Annotated in this window: 19 protein-coding genes; 12 read left to right on the forward strand and 7 right to left on the reverse strand. The window is 59.9% G+C overall.

Annotated elements, in window-relative coordinates; genetic code table 11:
* Positions 1–113 precede the first annotated feature (113 nt).
* Positions 114–782, forward strand: a complete 669-nt coding sequence (locus GHO42_RS08260; protein ID WP_153327144.1) for a DNA-3-methyladenine glycosylase — start codon at positions 114–116, stop codon at positions 780–782.
* 161 nt (positions 783–943) lie between these two features.
* Positions 944–2,260: a bifunctional DedA family/phosphatase PAP2 family protein gene (locus tag GHO42_RS08265; RefSeq protein WP_153327108.1), complete on the forward strand. Its 1,317-nt coding sequence runs from the start codon at positions 944–946 to the stop codon at positions 2,258–2,260.
* Positions 2,261–2,262: 2 nt separating this feature from the next.
* Here the strand turns inward: GHO42_RS08265 and GHO42_RS08270 are convergent, their stop codons facing one another.
* The 3 genes from GHO42_RS08270 to GHO42_RS08280 are packed head-to-tail and all read right to left on the reverse strand — an operon-like array spanning position 2,263 to position 3,939.
* Entirely contained in the window at positions 2,263–2,853 is a 591-nt protein-coding gene (locus GHO42_RS08270) for an LON peptidase substrate-binding domain-containing protein (protein WP_095019053.1), read from the reverse strand.
* A 10-nt stretch (positions 2,854–2,863) separates the two neighbouring features.
* Positions 2,864–3,580, reverse strand: coding sequence for an LrgB family protein (locus tag GHO42_RS08275; RefSeq protein WP_094999443.1), 717 nt, complete (start codon positions 3,578–3,580; stop codon positions 2,864–2,866).
* Positions 3,577–3,939, reverse strand: a complete 363-nt coding sequence (locus tag GHO42_RS08280; RefSeq protein WP_094999444.1) for a CidA/LrgA family protein — start codon at positions 3,937–3,939, stop codon at positions 3,577–3,579. Before GHO42_RS08280 ends, GHO42_RS08275 begins: the two co-directional genes overlap by 4 nt.
* Positions 3,940–4,105: 166 nt before the next feature.
* Between GHO42_RS08280 and GHO42_RS08285 the strand changes: the two genes are divergently transcribed.
* Positions 4,106–5,788, forward strand: a complete 1,683-nt coding sequence (locus GHO42_RS08285) for a C13 family peptidase (protein ID WP_094999445.1) — start codon at positions 4,106–4,108, stop codon at positions 5,786–5,788.
* A gap of 49 nt (positions 5,789–5,837) precedes the next feature.
* Positions 5,838–6,479, forward strand: a complete 642-nt coding sequence (locus GHO42_RS08290) for an oxidoreductase (protein WP_094999446.1) — start codon at positions 5,838–5,840, stop codon at positions 6,477–6,479.
* Between the two features lie 16 nt (positions 6,480–6,495).
* Here the strand turns inward: GHO42_RS08290 and GHO42_RS08295 are convergent, their stop codons facing one another.
* The 4 genes from GHO42_RS08295 to GHO42_RS08310 form a co-directional block, all read right to left on the reverse strand.
* Positions 6,496–6,783 (reverse strand): YceK/YidQ family lipoprotein, encoded by a 288-nt coding sequence (locus tag GHO42_RS08295; protein ID WP_094999447.1) that lies wholly within the window; start codon positions 6,781–6,783, stop codon positions 6,496–6,498.
* A complete protein-coding gene (gene ubiX / locus GHO42_RS08300; protein WP_094999448.1) occupies positions 6,776–7,405 on the reverse strand; it encodes a flavin prenyltransferase UbiX in 630 nt (209 codons plus the stop codon). Before ubiX ends, GHO42_RS08295 begins: the two co-directional genes overlap by 8 nt.
* Positions 7,402–8,751: a UDP-N-acetylmuramate:L-alanyl-gamma-D-glutamyl-meso-diaminopimelate ligase gene (mpl, locus tag GHO42_RS08305; RefSeq protein WP_153327110.1), complete on the reverse strand. Its 1,350-nt coding sequence runs from the start codon at positions 8,749–8,751 to the stop codon at positions 7,402–7,404. The genes ubiX and mpl overlap by 4 nt, the downstream gene beginning before the upstream one ends.
* 189 nt (positions 8,752–8,940) lie before the next feature.
* Complete coding sequence (locus GHO42_RS08310; protein ID WP_095023463.1) at positions 8,941–10,821, reverse strand: sigma-54-dependent Fis family transcriptional regulator; 1,881 nt, start codon at positions 10,819–10,821, stop codon at positions 8,941–8,943.
* A gap of 346 nt (positions 10,822–11,167) precedes the next feature.
* Here GHO42_RS08310 and GHO42_RS08315 point away from each other — a divergent pair, with 346 nt between their 5' ends.
* The 8 genes from GHO42_RS08315 (at position 11,168) to GHO42_RS08350 (ending at position 19,845) form a co-directional block, all read left to right on the forward strand.
* Positions 11,168–12,688 (forward strand): aldehyde dehydrogenase family protein, encoded by a 1,521-nt coding sequence (locus GHO42_RS08315; protein WP_095020958.1) that lies wholly within the window; start codon positions 11,168–11,170, stop codon positions 12,686–12,688.
* Between the two features lie 193 nt (positions 12,689–12,881).
* On the forward strand, positions 12,882–14,327 hold the full coding sequence (gene eat / locus GHO42_RS08320) for an ethanolamine permease (protein ID WP_094999452.1): 1,446 nt from the start codon (positions 12,882–12,884) through the stop codon (positions 14,325–14,327).
* 52 nt (positions 14,328–14,379) lie between these two features.
* Positions 14,380–15,780 carry an ethanolamine ammonia-lyase subunit EutB gene (locus tag GHO42_RS08325; RefSeq protein ID WP_095024993.1) on the forward strand — a complete coding sequence of 467 codons (1,401 nt, stop codon included), beginning with the start codon at positions 14,380–14,382 and terminating at the stop codon, positions 15,778–15,780.
* A 2-nt stretch (positions 15,781–15,782) separates the two neighbouring features.
* The gene (gene eutC / locus GHO42_RS08330) at positions 15,783–16,580 is read left to right on the forward strand and encodes an ethanolamine ammonia-lyase subunit EutC (RefSeq protein WP_094999454.1); all 798 of its coding nucleotides are present in this window, start codon (positions 15,783–15,785) and stop codon (positions 16,578–16,580) included.
* Between the two features lie 212 nt (positions 16,581–16,792).
* Positions 16,793–17,446 (forward strand): DedA family protein, encoded by a 654-nt coding sequence (locus GHO42_RS08335; RefSeq protein ID WP_094999455.1) that lies wholly within the window; start codon positions 16,793–16,795, stop codon positions 17,444–17,446.
* A 15-nt stretch (positions 17,447–17,461) separates the two neighbouring features.
* Entirely contained in the window at positions 17,462–18,274 is an 813-nt protein-coding gene (locus tag GHO42_RS08340; RefSeq protein ID WP_094999456.1) for a zinc-dependent peptidase, read from the forward strand.
* 101 nt (positions 18,275–18,375) lie between these two features.
* Entirely contained in the window at positions 18,376–18,903 is a 528-nt protein-coding gene (gene ppa / locus GHO42_RS08345; protein ID WP_016779241.1) for an inorganic diphosphatase, read from the forward strand.
* 207 nt (positions 18,904–19,110) lie between these two features.
* Positions 19,111–19,845, forward strand: a complete 735-nt coding sequence (locus GHO42_RS08350; protein WP_095019059.1) for an XRE family transcriptional regulator — start codon at positions 19,111–19,113, stop codon at positions 19,843–19,845.
* The last annotated feature ends 174 nt before the right edge of the window (positions 19,846–20,019 follow it).

A 20,019-nucleotide genomic window follows, 5' to 3' on the forward strand; every position in this document is an offset into this window, starting at 1 on the left:
AGCGGTGGCAGGCGGATGGTCGAAATGGACCACAAATACACTGCGTTCAGCCCCGATTAAGCATGACTTGCTATGATCTGCACCTTTTCAGCTATCCACTGACCGTCCTGCACATGCCCATGATGCTGCCTGATGCCTTTTTCGATCGAGATGCCCAGCTTGTTGCTTGCCAACTGCTGGGCAAAGTCATTCGCCATCGGGTCAACGGGCTGTGGCTCAGCGCCCGGATTATCGAAACCGAAGCCTATTACCTCACCGACAAAGGCAGCCACGCCTCTCTGGGCTATACCGACAAGCGCAAGGCGCTGTTTCTCGATGGCGGGCATATCTACATGTATTACGCCCGCGGCGGCGACTCGCTGAATTTCAGCGCCCACGGCCCCGGCAACGCAGTGCTGATCAAATCGGCCCATCCCTGGCTTGATGAGCTGGCGGGCCCGGACAGCCTGGCGCAGATGCAACGCAACAACCCGGACGCCCAAGGCAACCCCCGGCCCGCACACAAACTGTGCGCGGGGCAAACCCTGCTGTGCAAAGCGCTGGGGTTGAAGGTGCGCGAATGGGATGCAAAATGTTTCGACCCCGAACGCTTGTGGGTCGATGACGTCAGAGAACCACCTTCGAAAATTATCCAGACCACCCGTCTGGGCATCCCCCACGGGCGCGACGAGCATTTGATGTACCGCTTTGTCGATGCTGACTACGCTGCGTATTGCACGCGTAATCCGCTGCGTCGCGGGCAGGTTGAGGGGCGGGATTTCATCACCCTGGAGCACAACTGATCCTGTGGGAGCGGGTTTGCTCGCGATGGCATCGCCGCAATTGTCCTGACAGACCGCGGGGCCTGCATCGCATGCAAACCCACTCCCACAACTAGAGCCGGGCCAGCTTCAAGACTGTAGCGCCTACAAACAACCTAATAAGCAGACAAGGAAATCGGAACATGGGCCCATGGCTCGATAGCATCACCGGCTGGCTGACAGCCAACCCGCAGTGGCTGGGCCTCGCGGTGTTTATTGTGGCTTGCGTGGAGTGTCTGGCAATTGCCGGCATCATTGTTCCCGGCACCGTATTGTTGTTCGCCATTGCCGTCATGGCCGGCAGCGGCGCCCTGTCCCTGGGCCAAACCCTGCTGCTGGGCTTTCTCGGCGGGTTGCTCGGCGACGCGGTGTCCTACGCCCTGGGCAGGCGCTTCCACCAGAACATTCGCCGCTTACCCCTCTTGCGCACTCATCCCGAATGGATGAACGGGGCCGAGAGCTACTTCCATCGCTACGGTATTGTCAGCCTGTTGGTCGGGCGCTTTATCGGCCCGCTGCGGCCCATGCTGCCGATGGTGGCCGGGATGTGCGACATGCCGATCCCGCGCTTTATCGGCGTCAGCCTGCTGGCCGGAGCAGGCTGGTCGGTGGCGTACCTGCTACCGGGCTGGGCCACCGGTGCTGCCATTCGCCTGCCACTGCCCGAAGGCTTCTGGCTACAGGCCGCCATTGTTGCCGCAGGCCTTGCCGCCCTGCTGGGCCTGAGCATCAATGCCAGTATCCGTCGCCAACCCCGGGCCACGCTGCTGATCGGCACACTCAGCTTCGCCCTGCTACTGGCCGTCTTTATCGGTTATCCACACATGACCGCCTTCGACCAGGGCATCACGGCCCTGGTACAAGAGCATCGCAGCAGTGCCATGGACAGCGCCGCCGTGCTGGTGACGCAAATCGGCAACTTCCGTACCCAGTTTCTGGCGGCAGCCCTGGTGTGCGTCATTCTGCTGTTTACCCGGCAATGGCGGGCAATGTGGTTCTTTGGCGGGGTCACGCTGTTTACCGCGCTGGCCAATACCGCGACCAAGCACTTCTTCGCCCGGGTGCGCCCCGAAGTGCTGGTGGACCCGCTGACCAGCTACAGCATGCCCAGCGGCCACAGTTCAGGGGCATTCGCATTTTTTATAGCCCTGGCCATTCTGGCCGGGCGCAACCAGCCACAACGCATGCGCGTCACCTGGGTATTGCTGGGTTGCCTGCTGGCGATCACCGTGGCGATGTCGCGGGTGTACCTGGGCGCTCACTGGCCAACGGACATCACCGCTGGGGCCCTGCTCGCCATCACGGTCAACGCATTCGCTCTGGCGCTAAGCCAGCGATACATGCCCCTTGAGCCGATCCCGCAGAAAATCTGGTGGCTGATCTTGCCGTCAGTCACTGCGCTCTACGGGTTTTTCATGCTCGGGCACTTGTCCAGGGAACTGCTGCGCTACGCCTACTGAGATCAGTTGAGGGCTTCGCCCTGGATCTCATCGAGCAGCACTTGTATCCCGTCCAGTCGCTGCTGCGGGTCATTGACCTGCAGCAGTTCGATCTTGTCTGCCTCGGCAAAGGGCAACAGGTACGCCAGTTGATTGGACAGCGACTGTTGCCCCGCCACCTCGGTGTTCATGTTCAGGGCCGCCACCATCGGGTGCTCGGCCAGCGCCTTGAGCAAGGCCAGCAGGTCCTGGTCTTCTTCCTGCAGGGGCTGCTCGGGGGCGTCATCCAGCCACTCGATTTGCGCCAGCAGTAGCTGATCGCGCTGCAACTCAGTGCCCAGCACTTCAAAGCGCCGCCCGCCCTCGACGCGAATGCCCAGCAGGCCGTTGTCCTGCTGCTGAAAATCGCGAATCAGGGCTTCACAGCCAATCCCGGCGATACCCTGGGGTGCATTGCCGACCTCACGGCCATCCAGGATGCACACCACACCAAAGCCTGTGCCCTGCTTCATGCAGCGGGCAACCATGTCCAGGTAGCGCGCCTCAAATATCTGCAAATCCAGCACACAACCTGGAAACAGCACGGTATTCAAAGGAAACAGCGGCAATGTCATAGCTTCACCCTTACACCATGAGGGTCACGGCCAACGGCAGGAACACCGCCGTACCCAGACCCATCAGACTCATCGCCAGCGCCGCGAAGGCGCCACACTCTTCACTTTCCTGCAGGGCCACCGAAGTGCCAACCGCGTGCGCCGTCATGCCCAGGGCCATACCTCGGGCCTCCGGGCTGTGAACCCCGAGCAGGCGCAACAGGCCCGGCCCGCAAATTGCGCCGATCACCCCGGTAATCAGCACAAACACTGCTGCCAGCGCCGCCACACCACCAATCTGCTCGGCCACCAGCATGGCAATCGGTGAGGTCACCGACTTGGGCGCCAGGGTCATCAGCATCATGTGCTCGGCCCCGAACCACCAGGCCAGGCCCACCACCAACGCAGTGGCGAAGACGCCGCCAATTACCAGCGTAGTAAAAATGGGCCAGAACAACTGCCGGATCCGCCGCAGGTTCAGGTACAGCGGCACCGCCAGCGCCACCGTTGCGGGGCCCAGCAAAATACTCAGGATATCGGTGCTCTTGCGGTACTCCGCGTAGCTCAGGCCGCAACTGAGCAGCACACCGATCACCAGCAGCATCGAGGCCAGCACCGGCTGCAGGAAGAGCCAGCGGGTTTTCTCGTAAGCGGCGAGCACCAGTTGATAGGCGCCCAGGGTGATACCGATACCAAACAACGGATGATGGATGACTGACTCCCAGGCGCCCTGCCATTGCAGATTCATGGCCGCTCCTCGGGATGGCTGTGATTCTTGAGCAGACGCTGCATCAGTACGCCGACGAATGCCATCGAGATCAATAGCGACAGCACCAGCGCCCCGACAATCGCCCAGAAGTCAGCGGCAATATCGGCGGCGTACACCATCACGCCCACTGCGGGCGGCACCAACAGCAAGGGTAAATAACGCAACAACCCGCCGGCAGCCTGACTCAATGGCTCGCTGACTTGACCGCGCACCATCAAGAAGCCCAACAACAGCAGCAATCCGATAATGGGCCCGGGCAATACGGGGACGAACAAGTGATTGAGGGCGGTACCGAGCAATTGAAACAGCACCAGCCAAGTCAAGCCGCGTAGCAACATTTCACCTCTCCAGCGAATATTTTTGTGCCGCATTATAAGCACGTCCTACCGACCAACGGCCCAGGCTTGCACCTTGGCATACAATAACTGCCGATGTTTCATCCGGGCCTATAGACAGCTTCCATTGCTGCGGCATACTCGGTGGCTTAATTATCCGGATCCCGTTATGCGCCCATTTGCCCCCCTTGCTTTGACCCTGCTGCTGACGGCCTGTGGAGACGGTGAATCACTGTTACCGCCCGACGCACGCCTGCCCGATGGCGGGCGCTATCGAGGCGAAGTGGTCAACGGGTTGCTGCAGGGCCAGGGTCGTATCGACTATCCGAATGGCAATTGGTACGCAGGGGAGTTCAAAAATGGCCAGTGGCACGGCCAGGGCGAGTGGCACGCCAGCAATGGCGATAGCTATCGCGGCGGTTTCGCGCAAGGCCTGTACAGCGGCCATGGCCGCCTGACCACCCACGACAGCACCTACGAGGGCGGGTTCAAGCTGGGCAACCGCGAGGGCGAGGGCACGCTCAAGCAAGGCACCCTGAGCTATCGCGGCGACTTCAAGGATGACCAGTTCTCGGGCGATGGCCATCTGGAGCTGGAAGACGGCAGCCAGTACCAGGGCCAGTTTGCCCACGGCAAACCCCACGGCACCGGCAGGCGCAGCGATGCCAGCGGCAATGAGTTCGTCGGCGAGTTCGTCAATGGCGAACTTGAAGGCAACGGCATCTTCAACAGCGCCGACGGCGACCAGTACGAGGGCGCGTTCAAGCACAACCAGCTCAACGGCAAGGGCCGCTATGAGAATGCCGACGGCGATGTGTGGAGCGGCGACTTCAAGGACGGCGCATTAACCGGCAAGGGCGAACTGACAGGCATCGACGGCAGCCACTACAGCGGCATGTTCAACGAGTGGCGCTTCAACGGTCCCGGCCATTTGAGCCTGCCCGACGGCAGCACCTATGTTGGCGAGTTCGCCGCAGACACCTATCAGGGCCAGGGCACCCTGACCCTGAGCGACGGTACCGTACAAAGCGGCTACTGGCTCAACGGCCAGCGAGTGCGCGATGCCAAAGGGACAGTCTTGCCCGACCCGCTGGAGCTGGGGCTGCTCAACCAGGGCACATTGCTCAACAAGGCGCTGGACGGCGTTGCCCCATCCACCCCGGCAATCGAGCTGTACAGCCTGGTGCTGGCGGGCGACGGCAAGCAGAGCGTGTTCAAGCGCGAAGCCGATTATGTCAGCGACATGCTGGCCAGCCGTTTTGGCAGCCGTGGCCGGATCACCCTGGTGAACCACCGCGACCATCTGCTCGATCGCCCCATGGCCACCCGCGAAAACCTGTACCGCGCGGCAAAAACCCTGGCCGGGCGCACCGGCCCTGAAGACCTGATTTTCATTTATCTGACCAGCCACGGCACCCAGGAACACGAGCTGGTACTCGATCAACCGCGCATGGAGCTGGCAGACCTGCCCGCCGACGAACTGGCTGCAGCCTTGGCCCCACTGAAAAACCGCGACAAGATTATCGTGATTTCATCCTGCTATTCAGGCGGTTTTATCCCCGCGCTCAAGGATGAAAAAACCCTGATCATGACCGCATCCCAGGCTGACCGCGTGTCTTTTGGCTGCTCTGAAGAAGCCGACTTTACCTACTTCGGCAATGCCTTGTTTGCTCAGGCGCTGAACCAGACCGACGACCTGCAAAAAGCCTTCAAACTGGCCAGGCAGTACGTGGCCGAACGCGAACAAGCGGATGGCTACGAGCCATCCGAACCGCAAATCTGGGCGCCAAAAGGCGTTCTGAACCACTGGCAACGCTTGCGTCAACAACAAGCGAAACAGGCTTTGCAGTAAGCAAATAACCCTGGAATGGCTAAGCTGGTTGTATCAAGGGAGAAACATTATGCACTTGACGCCTTCACATATTTTGCTCGCAGGCGCTACCGGCCTTACCGGCGAACTGCTACTTGACCGCCTGCTCAACGAACCCACCATCACCCGCGTGCTCGCCCCTTCACGCAAGCCTCTGGCGGCGCATCCGCACCTGGAAAACCCGGTAGGTGACCCCGCCGTGTTCCTGCCTCAACTCAGTGGCCGGGTCGATGTCGCCTTCTGCTGCCTGGGCACCACGATCAAGCAGGCAGGTTCCGAGGCAGCCTTCCGCGCGGTGGATCACGACATGGTGGTGGCTTTCGCCAAACGCGCGCGGGAAATGGGCGCACGCCATCTGGTGGTGGTCAGTGCCATCGGCGCCGATCCCAAGTCCTCGGTGTTCTATAACCGGGTCAAGGGTGAAATGGAGCAGTCGCTGCGCGCGCAAAACTGGCCGCAACTGACCATTGCCCGTCCTTCCCTGCTACTGGGCGATCGCGTCGAGCCACGTCTGGCCGAACAGATCGCCGGGCCACTGTCCAAACTGATTCCGGGCAAGTACCACGGTATCGAAGCCTGCCAGCTGGCCCGTGCGCTGTGGCGCCTGGCACTGGAAGAACAGGACGGCGTGCGGGTGATCGAATCCGATGAGTTGCGCAAGCTGGGTAAATAGTCACCCGCCCTGCTGGCTACAAACCACCGCTGGCCTGAAACCCGACACCCAGCACCGTCAGCACGGACAACGGCAATAGCACGGTATCGAGCAACGCGCTGGCGGGCAGGTCCAGGCCCGGATAGCGTGGAGCCTCGGCGCCAAAGCGATCCTTGGCACAGCACCCGCCCTCAAGGGCATACACGTCCAGCCGCGTACCCGAGTACACAACGGGAGCGCCCGGCTTGGCCGCATCCAGCGTTCGCACGCTGGCGCAACCACAAACCAGAGCCGCCACCAGCAGGGCCAATAGCGCCTTACTCATCGCCGCCCACATGGTACTCGCCCCAGCGCGGGAGCATGTCCTGGGGGATATTGAGCAGGTTGAGAATGCGCGCCACCACAAAATCCACCAGGTCATCGATAGTCTGCGGTTGATGATAAAAGCCGGGCGATGCAGGCACTATTACCGCGCCCATATTGGACAGCTTGAGCATGTTCTCCAGATGGATACTGGAATACGGCGCCTCACGCGGCACCAGAATCAGCTGGCGACGCTCCTTGAGCGTCACGTCTGCGGCCCGCTCGATCAGGTTGTTGCAAGCGCCGGTGGCAATCCCCGACAGGGTGCCGGTGGAACACGGCACCACCACCATCGCAGCGGGTGCTCCCGACCCCGAAGCCACGGGCGACATCCAGTCCTCCTTGCCGTATACGCGAATCTGCCCTGCGGCAGCGCCCGTGTATTCAGTCAGAAAAGCCTGCATTGCTTGTGGCTTTGGCGGCAGGCTGACATCCGTTTCGGTTGCCATGACCAATTGTGCGGCCTTGGAGATCAGGAAGTGGACTTCGCGGTCTTCGCGCACCAGGCAATCGAGCAGGCGCAAGGCGTACGGCATGCCGGAAGCACCGGTGACCGCCAGGGTTATGCGTTCCGGGCCACTCATTGCAGCGCTTCCGCCAGCTTGCCATGCAGCCCGCCGAAGCCGCCATTGCTCATGATCACCACATGGGTACCGGGCTTAACCTGGGCCTTGACCTCGGCAATGATGGCGTCCAGCGAATCGCACATCTTGGTCGGCACCGGGCTCGATGCCACCGTCGCGGCCAGATCCCAACCCAGATTGGCCGGGGCATACCAGACCACATGATCCGCCTGCACCACGCTTTGCGGCAGGCCATCACGGTGGGCTCCGAGCTTCATGGAGTTGGAGCGCGGCTCAATCACCGCGATCAAGGGCGCGTCACCAATGTGCTTGCGCAGGCCATCGAGGGTGGTCGCGATCGCAGTCGGATGGTGGGCAAAGTCGTCGTAGAGGGTAATGCCGTGGACTTCGGCGACTTTCTCCATACGTCGTTTTACGCTTTTGAAAGCGCTCAACCCATCAATCGCCATGCTCGGCACCACGCCTACATGGCGCGCTGCGGCCAGGGTCGCCAGGGCGTTGGCCACGTTATGCTGGCCGGTCATATTCCAATCGACGGTACCTTGCAGCGCGCCGTCAAACAGCACCTCAAAGCGAGAGCCGTCATCACTGAGCAGCCTGGCTTGCCATTGACCATCGACGCCCGTGGTTTGTACCGGCGTCCAGCAGCCCATTTCGATTACACGCTGCAATGCAGGCTCGGTGGTCGGGTGGATAACCAGCCCTTCACTCGGGATAGTGCGCACCAAATGGTGGAATTGCCGCTCAATGGCCGGCAAGTCCGGGAAGATATCAGCGTGATCGAACTCGAGATTGTTGAGGATTGCCGTGCGCGGACGGTAGTGGACAAACTTCGAGCGCTTGTCGAAAAAGGCGCTGTCATATTCATCGGCTTCTACCACAAAGAACGGCGTATCACCCAGACGGGCCGACACGGCAAAGTTCTGCGGCACACCGCCAATCAGGAAACCCGGGGCCATGCCCGCGTACTCCAGCACCCAGGCCAGCATGCTGCTGGTCGTGGTTTTACCGTGGGTACCTGCCACGGCCAGTACCCAGCGGCCTTGCAGCACATGGTCAGCCAGCCATTGCGGGCCGGACACGTAAGGCAGGCCCTTGTTCAGCACGTACTCAACTGCGGGGTTGCCACGGGACAGCGCATTGCCGATCACTACTACATCTGGCGCCGGATCGAGCTGAACCGGGTCATAGCCCTGGGTTAGTTCAATACCTTGAGCCTGCAGCTGGGTGCTCATCGGCGGATAGACGTTGGCGTCTGAGCCAGTAACGTGATGGCCCAGTTCTTTGGCCAGAACCGCCAGCGACCCCATGAAAGTGCCGCAAATACCCAAAATATGAATGTGCATAGTTGACCTCGTAAACCATCGGCGAAGGGTAGCGTAGCAAGGTTCTTTTCGCACCTGATGATTCTGAAACCCTCACCCTGGCCCTCTCCCTGAGGGAGAGGCGACTAAAAGCAAAAGCGGATTTGCGCAACGCCTCAGGTCAGCCCCCTCACCCTCCGGGAGACGGTTGGGGTGAGGGGCTTTTAAGCATTACCGCTCAATCCCATGCTTGCGCAGCTTTCTATACAGGGTGTTGCGGCTCACCCCCAGTTGCAGCGCGGTATGGGTCATATGCCAGCGGTGCAGTTCGAGCGCCAGCAACAAGGCCTGCTTTTCGGCATCCTCAAGCGGGTATTCACATGCTTCAGGGGCTTTGGGCGGAGCCAGGCGAATAGTGGCCGGCAGATCTTCGTACTGGATCACGTCGTTTTCGCAGAGTGCAGCCAGGGTTCGCAGCACATTGCGCAGCTGACGCACGTTGCCTGGCCAGGCAAAATCCAGCAACGCCTCACGTGCCGCCGGGCTGATAAACAGGCGCTGCCCTCCCGCCTCTTCGGCCAGCAAGAAGTCCAGCAACTGCGATTTGTCCGTGCGCTCGCGCAACGCTGGCAAACCGATTTCCAGTCCATTAAGGCGGTAATACAGGTCTTCACGAAAACTGCCGTCCGCCACGCGCTCCTGCAAGTTACGGTGGGTGGCGCTGATAATGCGCACGTTGACCGCCATCGGCTCGCCACCAATGGGCACCACCACACGGTCCTCCAGCACTCTTAACAACCGGGTTTGCAACGCCAGCGGCATATCGCCAATTTCATCCAGAAACAGGGTGCCGCCATCGGCCTGCTGCAACTTGCCCTGCATGCCTTCCTTGCGTGCCCCGGTAAAACTACCACCGCGATAGCCGAACAGTTCGCTCTCGATCAGGCTTTCGGGGATCGACGCGCAGTTGAGCGCCACAAACGGCTTGCTGCTGCGCAAGCTGGCTTGATGCACAGCCTTGGCAAAGGCTTCTTTGCCGGAGCCGGTTTCACCATTGACCAACAGCGGCACATCGCGCTCAAACACCCGTAATGCCCGGCGAAAATCCGTCTGCAGGGCCTCATCACCCAGGCAGATGCTGCTCGGGCGCGGTGGCTCGGCTTGCACCATGACCGGGGCAGGCCCGTTCCGTGGTTGGCCGCGCAGTGCCGCAAATAATCGACGCCCGTCGCGGGTATGCAGCGGCCAACTGGCATTCGCCTGGAGGGTGGCCCGACTGAAAAGCTCATCCCGCGGGCAATCGAAAACACTGTCGACCGATTGCCCGAGCAAACTGCCACGCACATGCCCTAGCAGGTTCAGGGCACTCTGGTTAACCGCGCCTATAACTCCGTCGCCATCAAACGCCAGCATGCCTTCGCTGAACAATCCGACAGACTCGGCGTGCAGATGAAAACGCAGCAGCCACTGATTCTGAAAGTGCCCGAGGAAGTAGCTGTTTTCGATGATTTTCGCTGACAGATTAACCAGCGCCATCGTATGAAACTGGCTCTGACGGGAAGCCTCATGGCGGGCCGAAGACACGTCGAGCACCGCCAGCAACTCGCCCTGCGGATCGAACACCGGGCTGGCCGAGCAGGTCAGCCCGGTGTGCCGGCCACGAAAGTGTTCATCCTGATGGATGGTCAGTGCCTGACGCTCGACCAGGCAGGTACCGATGCCGTTGGTACCCTCCCTGGCTTCGCTCCAGTCGGCTCCCAGCCACAGCCCCGCCTGCTCGAACACCTTGCGTTCGGAGGGGGCAGTGACACAGTTGAGGATCACGCCACGGGCATCAGTCAATAGCACCGCGTGCCCGGCACCGGAGAGTTGCTGATGCAGGCTGTTCATTTCGTGACCGGCGATTTTCAGCACCTGCTGCAAACGCTCGCGGCCTTCAAGGATACGGCCTTGCTCAAGTACGGTCGGGGCTACGGTTTGCGCAGGATCGAGGTGATAGTCCTCCAGGCAACGCTGCCAGGAACGGACGATGGACGGGTCACACCCTTGCGGGCGACCGCGGGTGACATCAATGACTTGCCGTGCGTGACGGCGCAAATCGGTGCTGTGCATTTCTTATTGTTCTCCGCTCTGTCTCGGTGGTCCCGTGCTCAACAGAGGCAACTCGCCCTCAGCGGCAACAAAGATCCAGTCCAAACCGAACGCCCAGCATCCTCTTGCTCACCGGCCTTTGCAATCGCGAACTGACCGGCCGGTCATCGGTTGTACCAGGACTGGTACAAATTGTCACCACAGCTGTATCAGGTGTGCCACAAGCCCCTCTCCCCAACGACCGGGTAAAACCCGCAAAGCCTTGGAAGACAAGGCCTGCACAAAGATGGCCCAGCCCTTGCTCATACTTTTGCCAGCGCCACAGCGCGTCTTCCCATAAGCACAATAAAGCCAGGAGACACTCACCATGCGTTACGCACAACCCGGTACTGAAGGCTCGATTGTTTCGTTCAAGAGCCGTTACGGTAACTACATCGGCGGCGAATTCGTGGCACCGGTCAAAGGCCAGTACTTCACCAACACCTCGCCGGTCAACGGCAAAGCCATTGCCGAATTCCCGCGCTCTACTGCCGAAGACATCGAAAAAGCCCTCGACGCGGCCCACGCCGCTGCTGATGCCTGGGGCGCGACCTCAGTGCAGGCACGTTCGCTGGTGTTGCTGAAGATTGCTGACCGCATTGAGCAAAACCTCGAACTGCTGGCCATTACCGAAACCTGGGACAACGGCAAAGCCGTACGCGAAACCCTGAACGCCGACGTGCCGCTGGCTGCGGATCATTTCCGTTACTACGCCGGCTGCATCCGCGCTCAAGAAGGCAGCGCCGCCGAAATTGACGGCAATACTGTGGCGTATCACATCCACGAACCGCTGGGCGTGGTCGGGCAGATCATTCCGTGGAACTTCCCGCTGCTGATGGCCGCCTGGAAACTTGCCCCTGCACTGGCGGCGGGCAACTGCATCGTGCTCAAACCGGCTGAGCAAACGCCGCTGAGCATCACCGTTTTTATGGAGCTGATCGGCGACCTGCTGCCACCTGGCGTCCTCAACGTCGTGCAGGGGTTCGGTAAAGAAGCAGGCGAAGCGCTGGCTACCAGCAAACGCATTGCCAAGATCGCCTTCACTGGCTCCACACCTGTAGGCGCTCACATCATGAAATGTGCCGCCGAGAACATCATCCCGTCGACCGTGGAACTGGGTGGCAAGTCGCCAAACATCTTCTTTGAAGACATCATGCAGGCCGAGCCGGCCTTTATTGAAAAAGCCGCTGAAGGTCTGGTGCTGGCATTCTTCAACCAGGGCGAAGTGTGCACCTGCCCGTCGCGGGCGCTGGTGCAGGAGTCGATCTACGACGACTTTATGAAAGTGGTGATGCGCAAGGTCGAGGCAATCAAGCGTGGAGACCCGCTGGACACCGACACCATGGTCGGCGCCCAGGCCTCCGAGCAGCAATTCGACAAGATCCTGTCCTACCTTGAAATTGCCAGGAACGAAGGCGCTGAACTGCTCACCGGCGGTGCCGTAGCCAAGCTCGAAGGCGATCTGGCAACCGGCTATTACATCCAGCCGACCCTGCTCAAGGGCACCAACAAAATGCGCGTCTTCCAGGAAGAAATCTTTGGCCCGGTGGTCAGCATCACCACCTTCAAGGACGAAGCCGAAGCGCTGGCGATTGCCAACGACACCGAGTTTGGCCTCGGCGCCGGCCTGTGGACCCGCGACATCAACCGCGCCTATCGCATGGGCCGTGCCATCAAGGCGGGTCGCGTGTGGACCAACTGTTACCACCTCTACCCGGCACACGCCGCGTTCGGCGGGTACAAAAAATCCGGCGTCGGCCGTGAAACCCACAAAATGATGCTCGACCACTACCAACAGACCAAAAACCTGCTGGTGAGCTACGACATCAACCCGCTGGGTTTCTTCTAACCCAGAACCCTGTAGGAGCGGGCTTGCTCGCGAAAGGATCGCTGCGCTGTACTGAACGACCGCAGCGCCTGCATCGCGAGCAAGCCCGCTCCCACAAACTGGCATCAATAGCTCTACACCGGGCCTTCTGGCCTAGCTCTTGCTTATCTCCCTGTCATATTTTCTCAAACTATAAAAGAACAGGTGAATTCCCATGCCTAGCGAACCTACTGCCGCTGCGGCGGCGTCCTCTGTCGATTTCGAAAAAGTCGGCTCCGATTATTTCCAACAACGTGAACTGAAAAAAGGCGCTGCCGGCTGGGTCCTGCTGGTGGGCCTGGGCGTGGCCTATGTGATTTCCGGCGACTACGCCGGCTGGAACTTCGGCCTGGCCCAGGGCGGCTGGGGCGGAATGTTTATCGCCACATTGCTGATGGCCACCATGTACTTGTGCATGTGTTTTTCACTGGCCGAACTGTCCTCGATGATCCCCACTGCCGGTGGCGGCTACGGCTTTGCCCGCAGTGCTTTCGGGCCGTGGGGCGGGTTCCTCACTGGTACGGCGATCCTGATTGAATATGCCATCGCCCCTGCCGCGATTGCCTGTTTTATCGGCGCCTATTGCGAGTCGCTGTTCGGTATTGGCGGCTGGATGATCTACCTGGCGTTCTACATCATCTTTATCGGCATCCATATTTTCGGGGTCGGGGAAGCGCTCAAGCTGATGTTCATCATCACCGCCGTGGCGGCCATTGCCCTGGGGGTGTTTCTGGTCGCGATGGTGCCGCACTTCAGCGTCGCCAACCTGCTGGATATCCCGGTCACCGAGGCCAAGGGCGCCAGCGCATTTCTGCCCTTCGGTTATGTCGGTGTCTGGGCAGCCATCCCTTATGCGATCTGGTTTTTCCTCGCTGTCGAAGGCGTGCCGCTGGCTGCTGAAGAAACCAAGAACCCCAAGCGTGACCTGCCTCGCGGCCTGATTGGCGCCATGCTGGTTCTGGCCACCTTTGCCCTGCTGATTCTGGTGATCGGCCCGGGCGGCGCCGGCGCGCACCACTTGATGGCATCGGGCAATCCGCTGGTCGAAGCCCTGAGCAAGGCGTATGGCGGCTCGACCTGGATGGGCGGCTTTGTGAACCTGGTGGGCCTGGCCGGTTTGATTGCCAGCTTCTTCTCGATCATTTACGCCTATTCACGTCAGATCTTCGCCTTGTCCCGCGCCGGCTATTTGCCGCGCAAACTGTCCGAAACCAACAAGAGCAAGGCGCCGGTGCTGGCCTTGATCATCCCCGGCATTATCGGTTTTGGTCTGTCACTGACCGGCCAGGGCGACTTGCTGATTCTGGTGGCGGTATTTGGCGCGACCATTTCCTATGTGCTGATGATGGCCGCGCATATCACCCTGCGTATTCGCCGCCCTAAAATGGAGCGCCCGTATCGCACGCCGGGCGGGATTTTCACTTCGGGCACTGCTTTGGTGCTTGCCTGTGTCGCGGTGGTGGCCGGCTTCCTGGTTGACCCGCGGGTGGTGATTGGCGCTGCGGTGATCTATGGAGTATTAATTGCCTACTTCGCTTTTTACAGTCGGCACCATTTGGTGGCCGGTACGCCGGAAGAGGAATTCGCGGCTATTCAACAGGCCGAAAAAGCCTTGCACTGACCGCTGAGAATCCCGCCAGACGCCTTGCGTCTGGCGTCATGGAGCACCCTGTATGGCAACGTTCTCACATGCGGTTGGCACTCAGACCTACCGTTTCGATAGCCTTAAAGATGTAATGGCCAAGGCTGGCCCGGCCCGTTCCGGGGATTTTCTGGCCGGCGTGGCTGCGCAAAACGACGGCGAACGGGTGGCCGCGCAAATGGCGCTGGCTGACATCCCGCTCGCCTATTTTCTGCAAGAAGTTCTGATCCCCTACGAGACCGATGAGGTCACCCGGCTGATTATCGACAGCCATGATCTTCAAGCCTTCGCCCCGGTCAGCCACCTGACCGTCGGTGGCTTTCGCGACTGGCTGCTCAGCGACGCAGCCAGCGAACACAGCCTGCGCGCCCTGGCGCCGGGCCTGACCCCGGAAATGGCCGCCGCCGTGTCGAAGATCATGCGCGTACAGGACCTGATTCTGGTCGCGCAAAAGATCCGTGTGGTTACCCGGTTTCGCGGCACCATGGGCCTGCGCGGCCGACTTTCGACACGCCTGCAACCCAACCACCCCACCGATGACCCGGCCGGCATTGCCGCCAGCATTCTCGACGGGCTGCTCTACGGCAACGGCGATGCCATGATCGGCATCAACCCGGCCACTGACAGCATTGCCTCGATCTGCGACCTGCTGAACATGCTCGACGCCATCATCCAGCGCTATGAAATCCCCACCCAGTCCTGCGTACTGACCCACGTCACCACCTCGATCGAAGCCATCAATCGCGGCGTGCCGCTGGATCTGGTATTTCAGTCCATTGCCGGCACCGAGGCCGCCAACGCCAGTTTTGGCATCAACCTGAATGTGCTGCAGGAAGGCTATGACGCAGGCTTGAGCCTTAATCGCGGGACTCTGGGCAATAACCTGATGTATTTCGAAACAGGTCAGGGCAGCGCGCTGTCGGCCAACGCTCATTTCGGCGTGGATCAACAAACCTGTGAAACCCGCGCCTACGCCGTGGCACGGCATTTCAAGCCGTTTCTGGTCAATACCGTGGTCGGTTTTATCGGCCCCGAGTACCTGTACAACGGCAAGCAGATCATCCGCGCCGGCCTTGAGGACCACTTCTGCGGCAAGCTGCTGGGTGTGCCCATGGGCTGTGATATCTGCTACACCAACCATGCCGAAGCGGACCAGGACGACATGGACACCCTGCTGACATTGCTGGGGGTGGCCGGGATCAACTTCATCATGGGCATCCCGGGGTCGGACGACATCATGCTCAACTATCAGACCACGTCGTTCCATGACGCCCTGTATGCCCGCAAAACCCTGGGGTTAAAACCCGCCCCAGAGTTTGAACAGTGGCTCAGCAAGGTGGGCATTTTTACTCAGAACGATGGCCGCATCGAGTTCGGCCATCAACTGCCACCTGCATTTCGCCAGGCGCTGGCTCATTTGGGAGGACGCTAGGCATGGCCGACAACCTTAACCCGTGGCTGGAGCTGCGCCGCCTGACCCCCGCACGTATTGCCCTGGGACGCACCGGCACCAGCATGCCGACCCAGGCCCAACTCGACTTTCAATTCGCCCATGCCCAGGCCCGGGATGCGGTGCATTTGCCGTTTGATCACCCCGGCCTGAGTGCACAGTTAACCGAGCGCGGGCGCGAGAGCCTGCTGCTGCACAGTGCCGCGGCTGACCGCCACAGCTACCTGCAACGCCCGGATCTGGGACGCAAGCTCAACGACGACTCTGCGCAGCAATTGCGCGACTACGCAGCGGCCAACCCCGGCGGCATCGATGTCGCCGTGGTGGTAGCGGATGGCTTGTCGGCACTGGCCGTGCATCGCCACACCTTGCCCTTCCTGGCGCGCATGGAAGAGCACACGGCGACTGAAGGCTGGTCGCTGTCGCCGGTGATTCTGGTAGAGCAGGGGCGAGTTGCCGTGGCCGATGAAATTGGCGAACTGCTGGGCGCACGCATGGTGGTGATGTTGATCGGCGAACGCCCCGGGCTCAGCTCCCCCGACAGCCTGGGGCTGTACTTCACCTACGCGCCGAAAATCGGCCTGACCGATGCGTATCGCAACTGTATTTCCAATGTACGGCTTGAAGGCCTGAGCTACGGCATGGCCGCTCATCGGCTGGCGTACCTGATGCGCGAAGCCTGCCGGCGGCAATTATCGGGAGTGAATCTGAAGGATGAAGCCCAGGTGCAGACCCTGGATGTCGAAGCGCCCAGCGAAAACTTTCTGCTCAAGGGCGATTAACTCTGCGTAGCAGCTGCCGAAGGAACGAGGCTGCTGCTACGGCTTTTGACTACCAATACACGCTTCGCTACAAACTCACACTGCAGAATTCGTCTCAATCCGTATAATCCGGTTCTTCAAAAAAGTACGAAAAAACTACAATTGTTGTAGTTAACTACGCATCCCTACCCGCACAGACCTGCAGAGCCGGGTCATCAACACAGGTGCTTCACATGGATTTCAACCCGATCGACATTATCCTGCACCTCGATGTGTACCTCGACATGCTGGTAAACAATTACGGGCCATGGATCTACGCCATCCTGTTTCTGGTGATTTTTTGCGAAACCGGTCTGGTGGTCATGCCGTTTTTGCCGGGTGATTCGCTGCTCTTTATCGCGGGCGCCGTAGCTGCCGGCGGCGGCATGGACCCGGTACTGCTCGCAGGCTTGCTGATGCTGGCTGCGATCATGGGCGACAGCACCAACTACGTTATTGGACGAACGGCAGGCGAGCGCTTGTTCAGCAACCCGAATTCGAAAATCTTCCGTCGCGACTACCTGGAAAAAACCCACGACTTCTATGAGCGTCATGGCGGTAAAACCGTAACCATGGCCCGTTTCCTGCCGATTTTCCGCACCTTCGCTCCGTTTGTTGCCGGTGTGGCGCGCATGTTCTACCCGCGCTTCTTTATGTTCAGCGTATTCGGCACCATCCTGTGGGTTGGCGGCCTGGTCACTCTGGGTTATTTCTTCGGCAATGTGCCATTTATCAAGAAGAACCTGTCGCTGCTGGTGGTGGGCATCATTCTGCTGTCGCTGGTACCGATGATTATTGGCGTGATCCGCAGCCGTCTGGGCCGTACTCCAGCCAAAGCCAAAGCCTGATCGGGAGACACCACCATGTGGTCTCTAAGTGAATGGCGGCGCCAGCGAATCCTTGCGCAGCACCCGGTAACGCCTGACGTATGGCACAACGTGCGCCAGCATCTGAGCATTCTCGACGGGCTGAATGACGAGCAGGACAAATGGCTGCGCGACAGCAGCGTATTGTTTCTGCAAGCCAAGCACCTCACCCCCATGCCCGGGGTTGAGCTGACCGAAGAGGGCCGGCTGTTGCTGGCCGCTCAGGCGCAATTGCCGCTGCTCAACCTGGGTGACCTGGACTGGTACCAGGGGTTTCACGAAATCGTGCTCTACCCCGACGACTTCGTCAGCCCCCAGCGCCATCGTGATTCCAGCGGTGTAGAGCATGAATGGGAAGGCCATCACAGCGGTGAAGCCTGGCAGCATGGCCCGGTGGTTCTGGCCTGGCCGGGCGTGCTGGCCAGCGGTGGCTGGGAAGGCTACAACCTGGTCATCCACGAACTGGCGCACAAGCTGGACATGCTCAATGGTGCCGCGAATGGCATGCCGCCCTTGCACAGCAGCATGCATGTCAGTGACTGGACCCAAGCCATGCAACAGGCCTACGACCATCTCAATCACTACCTCGACCACCACAACCCCGACCACGCGCCTATCGACCCCTATGCCGCCGAAAACCCGGCGGAGTTTTTTGCGGTCACCAGCGAGTACTTTTTCAGCGCACCCGACCTGTTGAACCATGCCTACCCGCTGGTCTATCAACAACTGAGCCTGTTTTATCGTCAGGACACGCTGGCACGCCTCAAGCAGCTGCAAAGCGAACACCCCGAATACCGCGCGCAGCACTGATCGCCCAAGGGTGACGTCCTTATAGGAATACGCCTATAATCGCCGCCACTTTTTGGCCAAATCGGCCAAACAAACTGGCCTACTAACGGGGGCACCGCCCAATGAGCTACAGCAAGATTCCGGCTGGCAAAGACCTGCCGAATGACATCTACGTCGCTATCGAGATTCCGGCTAACCACGCGCCGATCAAATATGAAATCGACAAAGACAGCGATTGCCTGTTCGTTGACCGCTTCATGGCCACCCCGATGTTCTACCCGGCCAACTACGGTTTTATCCCTAACACCCTGGCTGACGACGGTGATCCGCTGGACGTGCTGGTGGTTACCCCTTACCCGGTAGCTCCAGGCTCGGTTATCCGTGCTCGCCCGGTTGGCATCCTGCACATGACTGACGACGGCGGCGGCGATGCCAAAGTGGTTGCAGTGCCTCACGACAAGCTGTCCCAGCTGTACGTTGACGTGAAAGAGTACACCGACCTGCCACCCCTGCTGATCCAGCAGATCCAGCACTTCTTCGAGAACTACAAAGATCTCGAAAAAGGCAAATGGGTGAAGATCGAAGGTTGGGGCGATGCTGAAGCTGCCCGTGCCGAAATCACCAAATCGGTTGCGGCCTACAAAGGCTAAGCAAGCGGTTAAAAAAAACCTCGGCTCGCCGGGGTTTTTTTATGCCTGCATAAACGCAATAAAACAGCCTGTTTACGGCGCGCAAAATGCCCAGTCAATGCCAGTAGGAAATATCGCTGCAAGCCTAGGAATTTTCTGGTTTTACCGTTTTTTTTTGAACGCTTAGTTTATTTAAACAGGCTTGGCTTGCCCGTAGACTCTGTGTTCATGAATACATCCGGTGATCGCCTGAAAGCCCTCCTGCGGGAGTGCCATTTAACCGCTTCGGACTTCGCAGCCAATCGCCGCGTTACGCCGCAGCACGTCAACAACTGGTTCAAACGGGGCATTCCGATGGCTCGCCTGGACGAAATCGCCGAACTGCTGTGCGTCAACAGCCGCTGGCTACGTACCGGCGAGGGCGTCAAGCATCCGGGCCTTGTCAGCAGCAACGATGAAAAATCGCCTGCCCAGACCGGACAGCCCAAACCGGCTAATGCCTGCGATATTGACGCGCCCTTCTACAACGAAACCTTGCACCCCGACGGATCAGGCAAAACCCATGTGGTGAAAATTCCTGATTGCACCGTGCGGCTCAGTTGCTCGACCCTGCAGGCCCTGGATGTCAGCCCCGACCAGGCCATTTGCGCACCCATGATTGGCAACAGCATGGCGCACAGGATCCAGGATGGTTCCACAGTCGCCATCGACCGCAGCCTGACCCAAATCGTCGACGGTGAAATCTACGCGCTCGAGCAGGATGGCATGCTGCGCATCAAATACCTCTACCGCCTGCCCAACAACGGCCTGCGCATCCGCAGCCACAACTGCCTGGAGTATCCGGACGAAGTCTTTGACGCAACAGAAGTCCATGCGCAGCAGATACGGATACTGGGCTGGGTATTCTGGTGGTCCACGCTTAGCCAGCGACGCCCGCCAGTGCCTTACAAACTGGACGAATAACCTTAGGTCTGGGAAAAGTACTCAAACCCCAGTATGATTCGTCGCACTTGTGCACTCCCCCTCGCGGCACGCGAGCCGGAATGCAGGGCCAGGCAGCAAAAAGCCGCTACGCCCCACACCCAGCCACAACGCGCTGGATGTCCCGATTGAAGGCGAGTACGGCTTACCAAAAAT

Source organism: Pseudomonas sp. FSL R10-0056, assembly GCF_009600105.1.
GTDB classification, from domain to species: Bacteria; Pseudomonadota; Gammaproteobacteria; order Pseudomonadales; family Pseudomonadaceae; genus Aquipseudomonas; species Aquipseudomonas bubulae.